The sequence below is a fragment of the Enterobacter sp. JS8-1 genome, from assembly GCF_049187015.1.
Classification (GTDB): Bacteria; Pseudomonadota; Gammaproteobacteria; order Enterobacterales; family Enterobacteriaceae; genus Enterobacter; species Enterobacter mori.
Genome location: NZ_CP185805.1, coordinates 4,579,189 through 4,595,724, shown reverse-complemented (window position 1 = coordinate 4,595,724; position 16,536 = coordinate 4,579,189). Strand labels below are relative to the sequence as shown.

10 protein-coding genes are annotated in these 16,536 nt (G+C 57.2%); 9 read left to right on the top strand and 1 reads right to left on the bottom strand.

Annotated elements, in window-relative coordinates; all coding sequences use genetic code 11:
• The first annotated feature begins 1 nt into the window (after position 1).
• The 6 genes from bcsZ (at position 2) to ACOQH0_RS21930 (ending at position 11,126) form a co-directional block, all read left to right on the top strand.
• A complete protein-coding gene (gene bcsZ, locus ACOQH0_RS21955) occupies positions 2-1,108 on the top strand; it encodes a cellulose synthase complex periplasmic endoglucanase BcsZ (protein ID WP_421512387.1) in 1,107 nt (368 codons plus the stop codon).
• On the top strand, positions 1,090-4,572 hold the full coding sequence (gene bcsC, locus ACOQH0_RS21950) for a cellulose synthase complex outer membrane protein BcsC (protein WP_421511193.1): 3,483 nt from the start codon (positions 1,090-1,092) through the stop codon (positions 4,570-4,572). The genes bcsZ and bcsC overlap by 19 nt, the downstream gene beginning before the upstream one ends.
• A gap of 119 nt (positions 4,573-4,691) precedes the next feature.
• Positions 4,692-6,698 (top strand): biofilm formation regulator HmsP, encoded by a 2,007-nt coding sequence (gene hmsP / locus ACOQH0_RS21945; RefSeq protein ID WP_411777831.1) that lies wholly within the window; start codon positions 4,692-4,694, stop codon positions 6,696-6,698.
• A gap of 159 nt (positions 6,699-6,857) precedes the next feature.
• Positions 6,858-8,144, top strand: coding sequence for a dicarboxylate/amino acid:cation symporter (locus ACOQH0_RS21940; RefSeq protein WP_010426035.1), 1,287 nt, complete (start codon positions 6,858-6,860; stop codon positions 8,142-8,144).
• A gap of 224 nt (positions 8,145-8,368) precedes the next feature.
• Positions 8,369-9,862, top strand: a complete 1,494-nt coding sequence (locus ACOQH0_RS21935; RefSeq protein WP_416719867.1) for a M16 family metallopeptidase — start codon at positions 8,369-8,371, stop codon at positions 9,860-9,862.
• A gap of 121 nt (positions 9,863-9,983) precedes the next feature.
• A complete protein-coding gene (locus tag ACOQH0_RS21930) occupies positions 9,984-11,126 on the top strand; it encodes an IS481 family transposase (RefSeq protein ID WP_421510610.1) in 1,143 nt (380 codons plus the stop codon).
• A gap of 93 nt (positions 11,127-11,219) precedes the next feature.
• Here the strand turns inward: ACOQH0_RS21930 and ACOQH0_RS21925 are convergent, their stop codons facing one another.
• Complete coding sequence (locus ACOQH0_RS21925) at positions 11,220-12,149, bottom strand: sugar kinase (protein ID WP_089599343.1); 930 nt, start codon at positions 12,147-12,149, stop codon at positions 11,220-11,222.
• A gap of 230 nt (positions 12,150-12,379) precedes the next feature.
• Here ACOQH0_RS21925 and pdeH point away from each other — a divergent pair, with 230 nt between their 5' ends.
• From pdeH to ACOQH0_RS21910, 3 genes are all read left to right on the top strand, one after another.
• The gene (gene pdeH / locus ACOQH0_RS21920; protein ID WP_421511192.1) at positions 12,380-13,153 is read left to right on the top strand and encodes a cyclic-guanylate-specific phosphodiesterase; all 774 of its coding nucleotides are present in this window, start codon (positions 12,380-12,382) and stop codon (positions 13,151-13,153) included.
• Between the two features lie 65 nt (positions 13,154-13,218).
• Positions 13,219-15,261: an AsmA family protein gene (locus ACOQH0_RS21915; protein WP_421511191.1), complete on the top strand. Its 2,043-nt coding sequence runs from the start codon at positions 13,219-13,221 to the stop codon at positions 15,259-15,261.
• 114 nt (positions 15,262-15,375) lie between these two features.
• Positions 15,376-16,518, top strand: coding sequence for an IS481 family transposase (locus ACOQH0_RS21910; RefSeq protein ID WP_421510610.1), 1,143 nt, complete (start codon positions 15,376-15,378; stop codon positions 16,516-16,518).
• The last annotated feature ends 18 nt before the right edge of the window (positions 16,519-16,536 follow it).

The following is a 16,536-nucleotide window of genomic DNA, read 5'->3' as shown; positions in this document are numbered from 1 at the left end:
GATGAAAGGCTTTCGCTGGTGTGTATTCGCCGTGTTGATGCTGGCGGCGACAAATCTACGCGCCGCCTGTAGCTGGCCTGCCTGGGAACAGTTTAAACAGGACTACATCAGCGAAAGCGGGCGCGTTATCGATCCCAGTGACGCGCGAAAAATTACCACCTCTGAAGGGCAAAGCTACGCGCTGTTCTTTGCCCTGGCAGCAAACGATCGTAAAGCGTTCGATTTGCTGCTGGCGTGGACGCGCGATAATCTCGCCGGGGGCGATTTAGCGACCAACCTGCCTGCCTGGCTGTGGGGGCAAAAGGACAAAGAGACCTGGGCGGTTATCGACCCAAACTCCGCGTCCGATGCCGATATCTGGATTGCCTGGTCGCTGCTGGAAGCAGGGCGGCTGTGGAAAAATCAGGACTACACCCGCACAGGCAAGGGGCTGCTTAAACGCATCGTCAGCGAGGAAGTGGTGAAAGTGCCGGGTCTGGGCTTCATGCTGCTGCCGGGTAAAACCGGATTTGCCGAAGAGAACGCCTGGCGCTTTAACCCCAGCTACCTCCCGCCACAGCTAGCGAACTATTTCACCCGATTTGGTACGCCGTGGACCACGCTTCGTGAAACCAATCTGCGTTTATTGCTGGAGACGGCACCGAAAGGCTTCTCCCCGAACTGGGTGCAGTACCAGAAAAACAGAGGCTGGCAGCTCGGTCAGGATAAATCGCTGGTGGGCAGCTACGACGCCATCCGCGTTTATCTCTGGGTGGGCATGATGAATGATAAAGACCCGCAGAAGGCTCAGCTGCTGGCACGCTTTAAGCCAATGGCAACGGTGACGGCAAAGCAGGGTGTACCGCCGGAGAAAGTAGACGTGGCAACCGGAAAACGGACGGATAAAGGCCCGGTCGGTTTTTCTGCCTCTCTGCTACCTTTTTTACAGAATCGGGACGCGCAGGCAGTGCAACGACAGCGCGTCGCCGATCGTTTTCCTGATAATAATGCCTATTACAGCTATGTACTGACCCTCTTTGGGCAAGGGTGGGATCAGCATCGTTTTCGCTTCACCACACAGGGTGAATTAATACCGGATTGGGGCCAGGAATGCGCAAGTTCACAATAAATCTACTCAGTTTATCGCTTGGCCTGGCACTGATGCCAATGGTCGGGGCCGCCAATTCCCCCCAGCAGCAACAGTTGCTGGAGCAGGTTCGTCTGGGCGAATCGACGCAGCGTGAGGATTTGGTTCGCCAGTCGCTTTACCGCCTGGAGCTGATCGACCCGAATAACCCGGACGTGATTGCCGCACGTTTCCGTTATCTCTTACGTCAGGGAGATAACGCGGGCGCGCAAAAAGAGCTGGACCGCCTGAAAGGCATGGCGCCGAGCTCCAGCGCATACAAAACGTCCCGCAACACGATGCTGCTCTCCACGCCGGATGGCCGCCAGGCCTTGCAGCAGGCTCGCCTGTTGGCGACGACAGGTCATACGCAGGAAGCCATTGCCGCCTATGACAAACTGTTTGCTGGCGATCCGCCGGATGGCGACCTGGCAGCAGAATACTGGACGCTTGTAGCCAAAGAGCCCGCCAGACGGAATGCCGCCATTAATCAGCTGAAGAAGATTAATGCCAGTAATCCGGGCAATACGCAGCAGCAGGCTGCGCTGGCGCAACTCCTGTTCCAGAGCGGACGCCGCGATGAAGGTTTTGCGGTGTTGCAGGCGATGGCGAAATCCAACAATGGCCGCAATCAGGCATCTGATATGTGGTATCAGCAAATTAAAGATCAGCCTGCCAGCAGTGCCAGCGTCAGCGCGCTGCAGAAATACCTCACGGTGTTTAGTGATGGCGACAACGTGACGGCGGCGCGGGCACAGCTTGACGCACAGCAAAAACAACTTGCCGACCCAACGTTCCGCGCCAAAGCCGAAGGGCTAGCCGCAGTGGATGCCGGGCAGGGCGGTAAAGCGGTGGCAGAACTGCAAAAAGCGGTCAGTGCCAACCATACCGACAGCGAAGCCGTGGGCGCGCTGGGCCAGGCCTATTCACAAAAAGGTGACCGCGCTCGTGCGGTGGCGCAGTTTGAAAAGGCAATCGCCCTCGATCCGCAGAGCGATAATCGGGGCAAGTGGGACAGCCTGCTGAAGGTCAACCGCTACTGGCTGCTGATTCAACAGGGTGATGCATCGCTGAAAGCTAACAACACTGCCCAGGCGGAGCGCTATTTCCAACAGGCGCGCAATATCGATAATACCGACAGTTATGCGGTGTTGGGGTTGGGCGATGCCGCTGCCGCGCGCAAAGATAACGACGCCGCCGAGCGGTATTACCGTCAGGCGCTGCGCATGGACAGCGGCAACAGCAATGCGGTACGCGGCCTCGCCAATGTGTATCGCGCGCAGTCGCCGGAGAAGGCGACGCAGTTTATTCAGTCACTCTCGGCCAGCCAGCGTCGCAGCATAGATGATATTGAACGTAGCCTGACCAACGAACAGCTCTCCGCGCAGGCAGAGCAGCTGGAAAACCAGGGACAATACGCCCAGGCCGCAGAAATTCAGCGTCGTCGCCTTGCGCTCTCGCCGGGAGACGTATGGATCACCTACCGTCTGTCGCGGGATCTCTACAGCGCGGGTCAGCGCAGTCAGGCGGATACTCTCATGCGCCAGCTGGCAAGCCAGAAGCCGGGCGATCCGGATCAGGTCTACGCCAACGGGCTGTATCTCTCGGGGAACGATCAGGATCGCGCCGCGCTGGCGCATCTGGATACCCTGCCGCGCGACAAGTGGAACGGCAATATTCAGGAGCTGGCTGACCGACTGCAGAGCAATCAGGTGCTGGAAACCGCTAACCGCCTGCGTGACAGCGGGAAAGCGCAGGAGGCTGAAGACCTGCTTCGTCAGCAGCCAGCATCCACACGTATCGATTTAACGCTGGCAGACTGGGCAGAACAGCGTGGCGATCATAACGCCGCGAAAGCGGCCTACAGCACCGTGCTCCAGCGTGAGCCGCAAAACGAAGATGCGCTCCTCGGACTGACCGAAGTTTATATCGCGCAAGGTGATAAAGACGCGGCGCGTGCCGAGCTGGCGAAACTGCCTGCCGCGCAAAATGGTCAACCGACGTCGCTCAATATGCAACGTCGGATCGCCATGGCGCAGGCTGGCCTGGGCGATTCTGCCGCCGCAGAGCAAACCTTTAGCAAGATTCTCCCTCAGGCCAAATCGCAGCCCGCATCGATGGACAATGCGCTGGTGCTGCGTGATGCGGCACGATTCCAGGCCCAGAACGGCCAGCCGCAGCAGGCGCTGGAAACCTATAAAGATGCGATGGTGTCGTCCGGCATCACGTCAACTCGCCCGGCGGATAACGACAGCTTCACCCGCCTGACGCGAAATGATGAAAAAGACGACTGGCTGAAGCGCGGCGTGCGCAGCGATGCCGGTGATTTGTATCGCCAGCAGGATGTGAACGTCACGCTGCAACACGACTACTGGGGCTCCAGCGGCACCGGTGGCTATTCCGACCTGAAAGCGCATACCACGATGCTGCAGGTCGATGCGCCATTGTCAGATGGACGCATGTTCTTCCGAAGCGATCTGGTCAATATGGACGCTGGCTCGTTTGCCACCAGTAACGGCACCTACGATCCGAAATGGGGTACCTGTGCCGAAACGCCATGTAGCGGCAACACGAACCAGTCAGCGAACGGCGCTAGCGTGGCCGTGGGCTGGCAGAATAAAACCTGGGCGTGGGATCTGGGTACGACGCCAATGGGCTTCGACGTGGTGGATGTGGTCGGCGGTGTGAGCTACAGCAGTGACCTGGGGCCGATTGGCTACACCCTGAACGCGCATCGTCGTCCTATCTCCAGCTCTGTGCTGGCCTTCGCCGGGCAAAAAGATACCAATACCAACACCACCTGGGGCGGCGTCCGTTCGACCGGCGGCGGTGTGAGCGTAAGCTATGACAAAGGTGAGGCGAACGGCGTCTGGTCAAGCCTGAACATGGACAGCCTGACCGGTAAAAATGTGGAAGATAACTGGCGCATCCGCTGGATGACCGGCTATTACTACAAGCTGATCAACGAGAACAACGAACGTCTGACGGTCGGTGTCTCTAACATGCTTTGGCATTACGACAAAGATCTCAGTGGCTACACGCTGGGACAAGGTGGCTACTACAGTCCGCAGGAGTATGTCTCCTTTGCGTTGCCCGTCACCTGGCGTAAGCGTACTGAGAACTGGTCATGGGAGCTGGGCGGTTCGGTCTCCTGGTCGCATTCGAAGACGAAAGATGAGTTGCGTTATCCGAAACAGGGTCTGATCCCAACCGATGAGCCTGGCCGCTATACCGACAGAGGCGAAATGGAAACCGGTAGCAGCTCCTCCGGTACAGGTTATACCGCGAGGGCGATTATCGAGCGCCGCGTGACCTCCAACTGGTTTGTCGGTCTGGGCGTGGATATTCAGGAAGCAAAAGACTATACCCCGAGCCATGCGCTGCTCTACGTGCGTTATTCTGCTGCAGGCTGGCAGGGCGATATGGACCTGCCGCCAGAGCCGCTGGTCCCTTACGCCGACTGGTAATCGGATTTAACTTAATCCAATTGTAAGTCTCTCTTAAAAGTGCAGCAATCGGGTATACTCAGGCGCACCAGGTTCACTCCCTGGTGCGCCCTGCGCTTCGAGTTCTGTGGAGAGTCATTTTGCGTGTTAGCCGTTCTTTAACGATCAAACAGATGGCGATGGTTTCAGCCGTCACGATGCTGTTTGTCTTTCTCTTCAGCGTTATTTTGCTGTTTCATGCCGTACAGCAGAATCGCTACAACACGGCTTCGCAACTCGAAAGTATTGCCCGTGAGGTGCGTGAGCCGCTGTCGGCCGCGATCCTGAAAGGGGACATTCCCGACGCGGAAACCATTTTAAAACGCATCCAGCCTGCGGGTATTGTCAGCCGCGCGGATGTCGTTCTGCCTAATCAGTTTCAGGCGTTACGGATGCGCTTCATTCCTGAACGCCCCGTCCCGGTCATGGTCATGCGCATGTTTGAGCTACCGGTGCAAATTTCCCTGCCCATCTATTCACTGGAACGTCCGGCCAACCCTCAGCCGTTAGCCTACCTTGTCCTTCAGTCAGACTCCTATCGCATGTATAAGTTTGTCATGAGTTGGGTTGCGACGTTAGTGACTGCTTACTTACTTTTGACGCTTATTTTGAGCGTCGCGCTCACCTGGTGTATTAACCGTTTGATTGTGCATCCGTTACGCCGCATCGCCAGAGAGCTGAACGATCTCCCGCCGCAGGAGCAGATAGGCCACCAGATTGCGCTGCCGCGTCTGCATCATGACGATGAAATTGGCATGCTGGTGCGCAGCTACAACATCAATCAACAGCGCATTATGCGCCAGCAGGATGAACTCAATATCAGTGCCACCCGTTTCCCGGTGTCCGATTTGCCAAATAAAGCCTTCCTGATGGCGATGCTGGAGCAGACGGTTGCCCGCCAACAGACCACCGCGCTGATGGTGGTCGCCTGCGAAACCTTGCAGGATACGGCGGGCGTGCTCAAGGAGAGCCAGCGTGAAATGCTGCTCCTGACGCTGGTGGAAAAGGTGAAATCGGTGCTTGCCCCGCGCATGGTGCTGACTCAGGTTAGCGGCTATGACCTGGTGATCATTGCGCATGGGGTGAAAGAGCCATGGCACGCTATTACGCTAGGTCAGCAAGTGCTCACTGTCATTAATGAGCGGTTACCGATTCAGGGGATCCAGCTTCGTCCAAGCGCCAGTATCGGGATTGCGATGTTCTACGGCGACCTGACGGCAGAGCAGCTTTACCGTCGCGCATTCTCGGCGGCCTTCACCGCGCGACGCAAAGGGAAGAATCAGATCCAGTTCTTCGACCCGGAGCAGATGGAAAAGGCGCAGCAGCGTCTGACCGAAGAGAGCGACATACTGACCGCGCTGGACAACCGCCAGTTTGCCATCTGGCTGCAGCCGCAGGTCAATTTACTCACCGGTGAAGTGAACAGTGCCGAAGCGTTGCTGCGTATGCAGCAGCCGGATGGCTCGTGGGAGCTGCCTGAGGGGCTGATAGAGCGGATTGAATCCTGTGGCCTGATGGTCAGCGTGGGGTACTGGGTGCTGGAAGAGTCCTGCCGCCAGCTTGCGGCCTGGCAGGAGCGGGGCATCACCCTGCCGCTGTCGGTAAACCTCTCCGCTTTACAGCTGATGCACCCGACCATGGTGTCGGAGCTGCTGGAGCTGATCCACCGCTATCGCATCCAGCCGGACACGCTGATTCTGGAAGTGACGGAGAGCCGTCGTATTGACGACCCGAACGAAGCCGTGGCGATCCTGAAACCGCTGCGTAACGCGGGTGTTCGCATCGCGCTGGACGATTTCGGTATGGGCTACGCCGGACTGCGGCAGCTTCAGCATATGAAAACGCTGCCGGTCGACGTGCTGAAAATCGACAAAACCTTTGTCGATGGGCTACCGGAAGACAGCAGTATGGTCGAGGCCATTATCCAGATGGCGCGCAGTCTCAACCTGCATGTGATTGCTGAAGGTATCGAAAATGAAGACCAGCGAGACTGGCTGGCTAAAGCGGGTGTGGAGGGCGGTCAGGGCTTCTTATTTGGCCGTGCCGTACCGTCGGATATCTTCGAAAAAAGCTACCTTGCCGACGTGGGCAATAACGCAAAAGTGTAATTTTGTTGCTGGCTTGTGCGAGCCAGCTCAAAGTTCTTAACATTTGTGTTTCAAATTTGAACCTGGTTTATTTCTGTCCTGTTATGCGGGTGTTATTTTAGAGCCGCAGGTTAACCATAACCTTAAAAAGCCTGTGGTTTTTCTTCCCAAGGACACCCTATGAAAACCTCAATCTTCAAAAGCCTTTACTTTCAGGTCCTGACAGCCATCGCAGTCGGTATTCTGCTTGGCCACTACTACCCTGAACTGGGCGCACAAATGAAGCCGCTTGGCGACGCATTCGTGAAGCTCATCAAAATGGTCATTGCCCCGGTCATCTTCTGTACGGTGGTGACGGGTATCGCTGGCATGGAAAGCATGAAGGCGGTCGGACGTACCGGTGCAGTGGCGCTTCTCTATTTCGAAGTGGTCAGTACGCTTGCCCTGATTATCGGCCTGATCATTGTTAACGTCGTTCAGCCTGGCGCGGGAATGAACGTTGACCCGGCCACGCTCGATGCGAAGGCGGTAGCCGTTTACGCCGAGCAAGCGAAAGATCAGGGGGTTGTCGCCTTCCTGCTCGACGTGATTCCGAGCAGCGTTATCGGCGCATTCGCCAGTGGCAATATCCTGCAGGTGCTGCTGTTTGCCGTGATGTTTGGCTTTGCCCTGCACCGTTTGGGCAGCAAAGGCCAGCTCATCTTCAACGTCATTGAAAGCTTCTCGCAGGTCATCTTCGGCATCATCAACATGATCATGCGTCTGGCCCCGATCGGTGCCTTCGGCGCGATGGCGTTTACCATCGGTAAATACGGCGTTGGCACGCTGGTACAACTGGGTCAGCTGATTATCTGCTTCTACATCACCTGTATTCTGTTTGTGGTGGTGGTGCTGGGCTCAATCGCCCGTGCGGCGGGGTTCAGCATCTTCAAGTTCATCCGCTACATCCGCGAAGAGTTACTGATTGTTCTGGGTACCTCGTCCTCTGAGTCGGCGCTGCCGCGTATGCTCGATAAGATGGAAAAACTGGGCTGCCGGAAGTCGGTGGTGGGGCTGGTGATCCCGACGGGCTACTCCTTTAACCTGGACGGCACATCGATATATCTGACGATGGCCGCGGTGTTTATCGCCCAGGCGACCAACAGCCATATGGATATCTTCCATCAAATCACCCTGCTGGTGGTGCTCCTGCTTTCCTCGAAAGGGGCGGCGGGTGTTACCGGAAGTGGGTTCATTGTGCTGGCGGCGACCATTTCAGCGGTGGGACACCTGCCGGTGGCTGGCCTGGCGCTGATCCTGGGTATTGACCGCTTTATGTCTGAAGCGCGCGCCTTAACCAACCTGGTGGGTAACGGTGTGGCTACGGTGGTGGTGGCGAAATGGGTAAAAGAGCTGGATCACAAAAAGCTCACCGATACGTTAAATAATCGCCCAACTGACAGCAAATCAGCAGGTTTATCCTCTTAATCACGTCATAATTGCCCGCATTCCCTTGTCGGGATGCGGGCTCCTGCGCATAATAATGCTTCATACCTGTCATACTTCGACAAGATTTTTTTTGGGTATATTTCACTTCCCTCCGTGACGTTTGGCTTAACACGCGGTCTAATCGGAGTGTTTTCATCGTCATCTTTAGAGTGCTCACGTCAAGAGACACTCTTTTTAACCAGGAATGTTGATCAGGGGTTCACATGCAGGGCACAAAAATTCGACTCTTAACCGGCGGTTTGCTGATGATGGCAGCAGCCAGTTATGTGCAGGCAGATGCGCTCCAGCCAGACCCGGCCTGGCAACAAGGGACCCTGGCGAATGGTTTTCAGTGGCAGTTGTTAGCGACTCCGCAGCGTCCCAGCGATCGTATTGAAATTCGTTTGTCAGTGAATACCGGTTCCCTCACTGAAAGCACCCAGCAGACTGGCTTCAGCCACTTTATTCCTCGACTGGCGCTCACCCAGAGCGGCAGTTTGCAGGCGGTACAGGTGCGTTCACTCTGGCAACAGGCCATCGACCCGAAACGTCCTCTTCCCCCTGCGGTTGTGTCATACGACTACACCATGTTCAACCTGAGTCTGCCAAATAACCGTAACGACCTGCTGAAAGAAGCGCTGACCTATCTCTCCGACGCCACCGGTAACCTGTCGGTGACGCCGGAAACCGTCAACTATGCGCTGAGCAACAGTGACATGGTGGCGACCTGGCCTGTCGATACCAAAGAGGGCTGGTGGCGCTACCGCCTGAAAGGGTCAACGCTGCTCGGTCACGATCCGGCAGAGCCGCTGAAGCAGCCTGTGGATGCCGAGCAGGTCAAATCGTTCTACCAGAAATGGTACACCCCGGATGCGATGACCCTGATCGTGGTCGGTAATGTGGATAGCCGTGCGGTCGTCGAGCAAATCAACAAAGTATTTGGTGAGCTTAAAGGCAAGCGTGAAACGCCTGCGCCCGTACCGACCCTTTCGCCGCTGCGTCCTGAATCTGTCAGCATCATGACGGACACTGTGCGACAGGATCGTCTCTCTATGATGTGGGACACCGCCTGGCAGCCTATTCGCGAATCCGCCGCGCTGCTGCGCTACTGGCGTGCAGACCTGGCGCGTGAAGCACTGTTCTGGCATGTTCAGCAAACGCTCAGTAAAAACAACGCGAAGAATATTGGTCTGGGCTTTGACTGCCGGGTGTTGTTCCAGCGTGCGCAGTGCGCCATTAACGTTGAATCGCCGGGCGATAAGCTGAATACGAACCTGGGCGTGGTGGCGAAAGAGCTGGCAAAAGTGCGTAAAGAGGGGCTCTCTGAAGAGGAATTCAACGCGCTGGTCGCGCAGAAATCACTTGAGCTGCAGAAACTGTTTGCCACCTATGCTCGCGCCGATACCGATATCCTGATTAGCCAGCGTATTCGCTCCCTGCAAAACCAGGTGGTCGATATCGCGCCGGAGCAGTATCAAAAGCTACGCCAGGATTTCCTCAGCGGTCTGACCGTCGAGATGTTAAATCAGGATTTACGTCAGCAGCTATCGCAGGATATGGCGTTGATTCTGCTGCAGCCGCAAGGCGAGCCGGAATATAACATGAAGGAACTGAAAGCGACCTGGGATGCGATCATGGCGCCTGAAGCGCAGCCTGCACAGGCTGCATCGGCGGATGATTTGCACCAGGATGCGAGCGATATTCCGCAAGGTCAGTAAGACCCTGGTGCTTTGTTCCCTCTCCCTGTGGGTGTACGGTCCGGGGACATAGTGAACACTTGTTCGGGGACATGGTAGACACTTACAACTAAGGCATAAGAACCCGTTTATGGAGTCGCTTATGCCCTGGGATGCGAGAGATACCATGTCATTACGTACCGAGTTTGTTTTGTTCGCCTCGCAGGACGGGGCGAACATCCGTTCCCTCTGCCGTCGCTTCGGCATTTCACCGGCCACCGGCTACAAGTGGCTTCGCCGCTGGGCGGAGGAAGGGGCCGCCGGCCTTCAGGACCGCCCGCGCATACCGCACCATTCCCCGAACCGCTCATCTGACGACATCACTGCCCTGCTGCGTATGGCCCATGACCGCCATCAACGCTGGGGCGCACGCAAGATAAAGCGCTGGCTCGAAGACCAGGGGCACACCATGCCCGCCTTCAGCACCGTCCATAACCTGATGGCCCGTCACGGCCTGCTGCCGGGCACTTCACCGGGCATTCCCGCCACGGGACGCTTCGAACACGACGCGCCGAACCGCCTCTGGCAGATGGACTTTAAGGGCCACTTTCCCTTTGGCGGTGGCCGCTGCCATCCGCTCACCCTCCTGGACGACCATTCCCGTTTTTCCCTGTGCCTGGCGCACTGTACCGATGAACGGCGCGAGACCGTGCAGCAGCAACTGGTCAGCGTGTTTGAACGTTACGGCCTGCCGGACCGGATGACGATGGACAACGGCTCACCGTGGGGAGACACCACCGGCACCTGGACGGCGCTGGAGCTGTGGCTGATGCGCCACGGTATCCGGGTGGGGCATTCCCGGCCTTATCATCCGCAGACGCAGGGCAAGCTGGAGCGTTTTCACCGCAGCCTGAAGGCGGAAGTGCTGCAGGGCAAGTGGTTCGCGAGCGAGGGTGAACTGCAGCGCGCCTTCGACCACTGGCGGACGGTGTACAACCTTGAACGCCCGCATGAGGCGCTGGATATGGCGGTACCGGGCTCGCGGTATAAGCCGTCTGCACGACAATACAGCGGCAACACCACGCCCCCGGAATACGACGAGGGCGTGATGGTCAGGAAAGTGGATATCAGCGGAAAGCTGAGCGTGAAAGGGGTAAGTCTGAGCGCAGGCAAGGCGTTCAGGGGAGAACGGGTCGGGCTGAAGGAGACGCAGGAAGACGGCAGCTACGAGGTGTGGTGGTACAGCACGAAAGTGGGGGTGATCGACCTGAAGAAAAAGTCGATCACCATGGGTAAAGGATGTTAAAAAGTGTTCACCATGTCCCCGAACACCTGTCTACCATGTCCCCGGACCGTACATGGGAGAGGGTTAGGGTGAGGGCATCAGCCCGCACCTTATTTAAACAGGCATTGCCTCACGCGGAATAATCGCCCCGCGATACTGAATCACGGTACTCGCCGTTAGGTGACCACGCTGTGCCGCCGCTTCAGGTGTCCCACCCGTCAGGCGTACCGCCAGATACCCCGCGCTGAAAGAATCTCCCGCCGCCGTCGTATCAATCACTTTCTCTTTCGCCAGTTTCACCGCAGGTACCTCAACCACCGCTTCGCCCGCGATGGCAACCAGGCATGAATCCGCACCGCGTTTAATCACCACTTCGCTCACGCCAGCAGCCTGAGTGCGTGAGATAACCTCATCCACGGGCTTCTCACCCCACAGGGCGTCTTCATCATCCAGGGTCAGGAATGCGATGTCGGTGCATTCCAGCATCTGCTGATAAACCTGCTGCGTCTCTTCGCGGCTGGCCCACAGGCGAGGGCGATAGTTATTATCGAAGATCACCTTGCCGCCGTTGGCGCGGCATTCGCGCAGCAGAGACAGCAGCTTTTCCCGGCTTTCCGGGCTCAGGATCGCCAGGCTGATCCCGCTCAGATAGAGGTAGTCAAAGGTGGCCAGCTCTTCGCAAATGGCGGCGGCGGCATCGCTTTCCAGCCAGAATTTGGCGGCGGCTTCGTTACGCCAGTAGTAGAAGGTGCGCTCGCCGGTGCTGTCAGTTTCGATGTAGTACAGACCCGGCAGGCGGTTTTCCATACGCTGGATAAGGGAGGTGTGAACATTCTCGCTCTGCCAGGACGCCAGCATCTGCTCGCTGAAGCTGTCCGTCCCAAGCGCAGTAACGTAGTTCACGCTCAGTGCGTCAGGAGCAACCTGACGGGCAATATAAACAGATGTGTTTAATGTATCGCCACCAAAACCGCGGCTGACTTCCTCGCCTTTTTGGGACAGCTCAATCATGCATTCGCCAATCACGGCAATTTTTTTGGACATAGTCGTGAACCTGAACAGAGTAATTTACGGTAGTGTGCGTTGAGTGGATTTTGTGGTCAACCATATTAAAACGACGTTCCAATATTTTTTTTGAGCCAGCGCGTGTTCCTGCAAATTTCTGTCATCTTAATTTCATTTTCCCGGCTAATTGAACATAAAGTTCTCAATTAGCGCGCCGATAACCCAGTGACGAGTCCAAAAAGGTCATCCCATACAACAGGACATCTGAAATGAAGTCAGAGCAGGTTATCCAGCGGCTGAACACTACGCCAGAGGCAAGTATTGAGAACTTGCAGGAGCATCGCTACTGGCTGCAATGTGATCGAGCGTACACCTATCAACCCATCTATCGCACCGATGGTCGGCTGATGGCGATTGAGATTTTAACGGTCGTTACACACCCATCGAATCCTTCACAGCGCATTGCGCCTGACCGCTATTTTGCGGAGGTGGCGGTTCGCCAGCGACTGGATGTGCTGGAAGAACAACTCCGGATGCTGGCAACGAAGCAGGCATTTTTCGCCCGGCACAATATCCTTGCGTCGGTCAATGTAGACGGTCCAACTCTGCTGGCATTGCGCCAGAACGAGAAATTGCAGGCGCTGATTGCCTCCCTGCCATGGATGCGTTTTGAACTGGTGGAGCATGTCCGCCTGCCGCAGGACTCCTCATTTGCCTCCATGTGCGAGTTTGGCCCGCTGTGGCTGGATGACTTCGGCACCGGCATGGCGAACTTCTCGGCCCTTAGCGAAGTTCGTTACGACTACATCAAAGTGGCCCGCGACCTCTTTATCATGCTGCGCCAGACGCAGGAAGGTCGAAACCTGTTCACGCTGCTGCTGCAGCTGATGAATCGCTATTGCCAGGGCGTGATTGTTGAAGGTATTGAAACGCTGGAAGAGTGGCGTGATGTGCAAAACTCTCCTGCCGCCGCTGCGCAGGGCTACTTCCTCTCTCGTCCGGTGCCGATGGATACGCTCGAAACGGTGATAACGACGCTCTGAACTGCCCGCTTCCCTTTGTCTGGACTATAGTTTTACAGGACAGGTCATCAGGAAAGGGGACAAAAATGACAAAGACAACCAGGGTTATCGCCTGGATCTCAGGGATTTTCTTGTTGTTGATCGCGGTCACCATCATCATTATTGCGACATTCGACTGGAACCGTCTTAAGCCGACCATCAACCAGAAAGTCTCAACTGAACTGAACCGACCCTTTGCTATACGCGGCGATCTGGGTGTGGTATGGGAACGGCAGAAAGAGGAGACCGGCTGGCGAAGCTGGGTGCCCTGGCCGCACGTTCACGCCGATGACATTATTCTTGGCAACCCGCCGGACATCCCTGACGTGACAATGGTTCACCTGCCGCGCGTTGAAGCCACGCTGGCACCGCTCGCGCTGCTGACCAAAACGGTTTACCTGCCGTGGATCAAACTCCAGCAGCCCGACGCACGCCTGATCCGCCTTTCTGAAAAGAACAACAACTGGACGTTTAACCTTGCCAGCGACGGCGAGAAAGATCCCAATGCGCAGCCCTCTTCGTGGTCATTCCGCCTCGATAACATTCTTTTCGATCGCGGGCGGATCGCCATTGACGATAAGGTCAGCAAAGCAGACGTGGAGATCCTGGTCGATCCGCTCGGCAAGCCACTGCCGTTTAGCGAAGTCACGGGCAGCAAGGCCAAAGGCGACAGCGCCAAAGCGGGCGATTACGTCTTCGGTCTGACGGCAAAAGGGCGCTATAACGACCAGCCGCTGACCGGGAAAGGGAAAATTGGCGGCATGCTGGCGCTCAGGAGCGAGGGCACACCGTTCCCGGTGCAGGCGGATTTCCGTTCCGGCAACACCCGCGTGGCGTTCGTGGGCACGGTTAACGACCCGATGAACATGGGCGGTGTTGACCTGCAGCTGAAGTTTGCCGGCGATTCGCTGGGTGAGCTGTATGAACTGACCGGCGTGCTGCTGCCGGATACCCCACCGTTTGAAACGGACGGGCATCTGGTGGCAAAAATCGACACCGAGAAATCGTCGGTCTTTGACTACAAGGATTTCAACGGCCGCATTGGCGACAGCGATATTCACGGTTCGCTGACCTACACCACCGGCAAGCCGCGTCCGAAACTGGAAGGGGATGTGGAATCCCGCCAGCTGCGTCTGGCCGATCTCGGCCCGCTGATTGGCGTGGATTCCGGCAAAGGCACCAAATCAAAAGAGGTGAAAAAGGACATCCAGCCTGCGGGAAAAGTGCTGCCTTACGATCGCTTTGAGACCGATAAGTGGGACGTGATGGATGCCGATGTCCGCTTCAAAGGGCGCAAAATTGAGCATGGCAGCACGCTGCCGTTGAGCGATCTCTCGACGCATATCATCCTGAAAAACGCCGATCTGCGCCTGCAGCCTTTGAAGTTTGGCATGGCGGGCGGAACGATTTCCTCGAACATTCATCTGGAAGGCGACAAAAAGCCGATGCAGGGACGGGCAGAGATTCAGGCGCGCAGGCTTAAGCTAAAAGAGCTGATGCCTGACGTCGAACTGATGCAGAAAACCCTCGGTGAGATGAACGGCGATGCCGACATTCGCGGCGTGGGCAACTCCGTGGCGGCGCTGCTGGGCAGCGGTAATGGTAACCTGAAACTGCTGATGAACGACGGGCTGATCAGCCGCAACCTGATGGAAATTCTGGGGCTTAACGTCGGTAACTTTATCATCGGCCAGATTTTCGGCGACGATGAAGTCCGCGTGAACTGTGCGGCGGCAAACGTGGATCTGGTCAACGGCGTGGCGCGCCCGCAGATCTTCGCCTTCGATACGGAGAATGCGGTGATCAACGTGACCGGGACGGCCAGTATGGCTTCTGAGCAACTTGATCTCACCATCGACCCGGAAAGTAAGGGGATACGTATCATCACCCTGCGCTCGCCGCTCTACGTGCGCGGCACCTTCAAAAATCCGCAGGCGGGCGTGAAGCCCGGGCCGCTGATTGCGCGCGGTGCGGTAGCGGCAGCGCTTGCCACGCTGGTGACGCCCGCTGCGGCGCTGCTGGCGCTGATTTCGCCGTCAGAAGGGGATGCCAATCAGTGCCGGAACATTTTGTCGCAGATGAAGAAGTAGCTCCCTTTCTCCCTCTCCCTGTGGGTGTACGGTCCGGGGACATAGTGAACACTTGTTCGGGGACATGGTAGACACTTACAACTAAGGCATAAGAACCCGTTTATGGAGTCGCTTATGCCCTGGGATGCGAGAGATACCATGTCATTACGTACCGAGTTTGTTTTGTTCGCCTCGCAGGACGGGGCGAACATCCGTTCCCTCTGCCGTCGCTTCGGCATTTCACCGGCCACCGGCTACAAGTGGCTTCGCCGCTGGGCGGAGGAAGGGGCCGCCGGCCTTCAGGACCGCCCGCGCATACCGCACCATTCCCCGAACCGCTCATCTGACGACATCACTGCCCTGCTGCGTATGGCCCATGACCGCCATCAACGCTGGGGCGCACGCAAGATAAAGCGCTGGCTCGAAGACCAGGGGCACACCATGCCCGCCTTCAGCACCGTCCATAACCTGATGGCCCGTCACGGCCTGCTGCCGGGCACTTCACCGGGCATTCCCGCCACGGGACGCTTCGAACACGACGCGCCGAACCGCCTCTGGCAGATGGACTTTAAGGGCCACTTTCCCTTTGGCGGTGGCCGCTGCCATCCGCTCACCCTCCTGGACGACCATTCCCGTTTTTCCCTGTGCCTGGCGCACTGTACCGATGAACGGCGCGAGACCGTGCAGCAGCAACTGGTCAGCGTGTTTGAACGTTACGGCCTGCCGGACCGGATGACGATGGACAACGGCTCACCGTGGGGAGACACCACCGGCACCTGGACGGCGCTGGAGCTGTGGCTGATGCGCCACGGTATCCGGGTGGGGCATTCCCGGCCTTATCATCCGCAGACGCAGGGCAAGCTGGAGCGTTTTCACCGCAGCCTGAAGGCGGAAGTGCTGCAGGGCAAGTGGTTCGCGAGCGAGGGTGAACTGCAGCGCGCCTTCGACCACTGGCGGACGGTGTACAACCTTGAACGCCCGCATGAGGCGCTGGATATGGCGGTACCGGGCTCGCGGTATAAGCCGTCTGCACGACAATACAGCGGCAACACCACGCCCCCGGAATACGACGAGGGCGTGATGGTCAGGAAAGTGGATATCAGCGGAAAGCTGAGCGTGAAAGGGGTAAGTCTGAGCGCAGGCAAGGCGTTCAGGGGAGAACGGGTCGGGCTGAAGGAGACGCAGGAAGACGGCAGCTACGAGGTGTGGTGGTACAGCACGAAAGTGGGGGTGATCGACCTGAAGAAAAAGTCGATCACCATGGGTAAAGGATGTTAAAAAGTGTTCACCATGTCC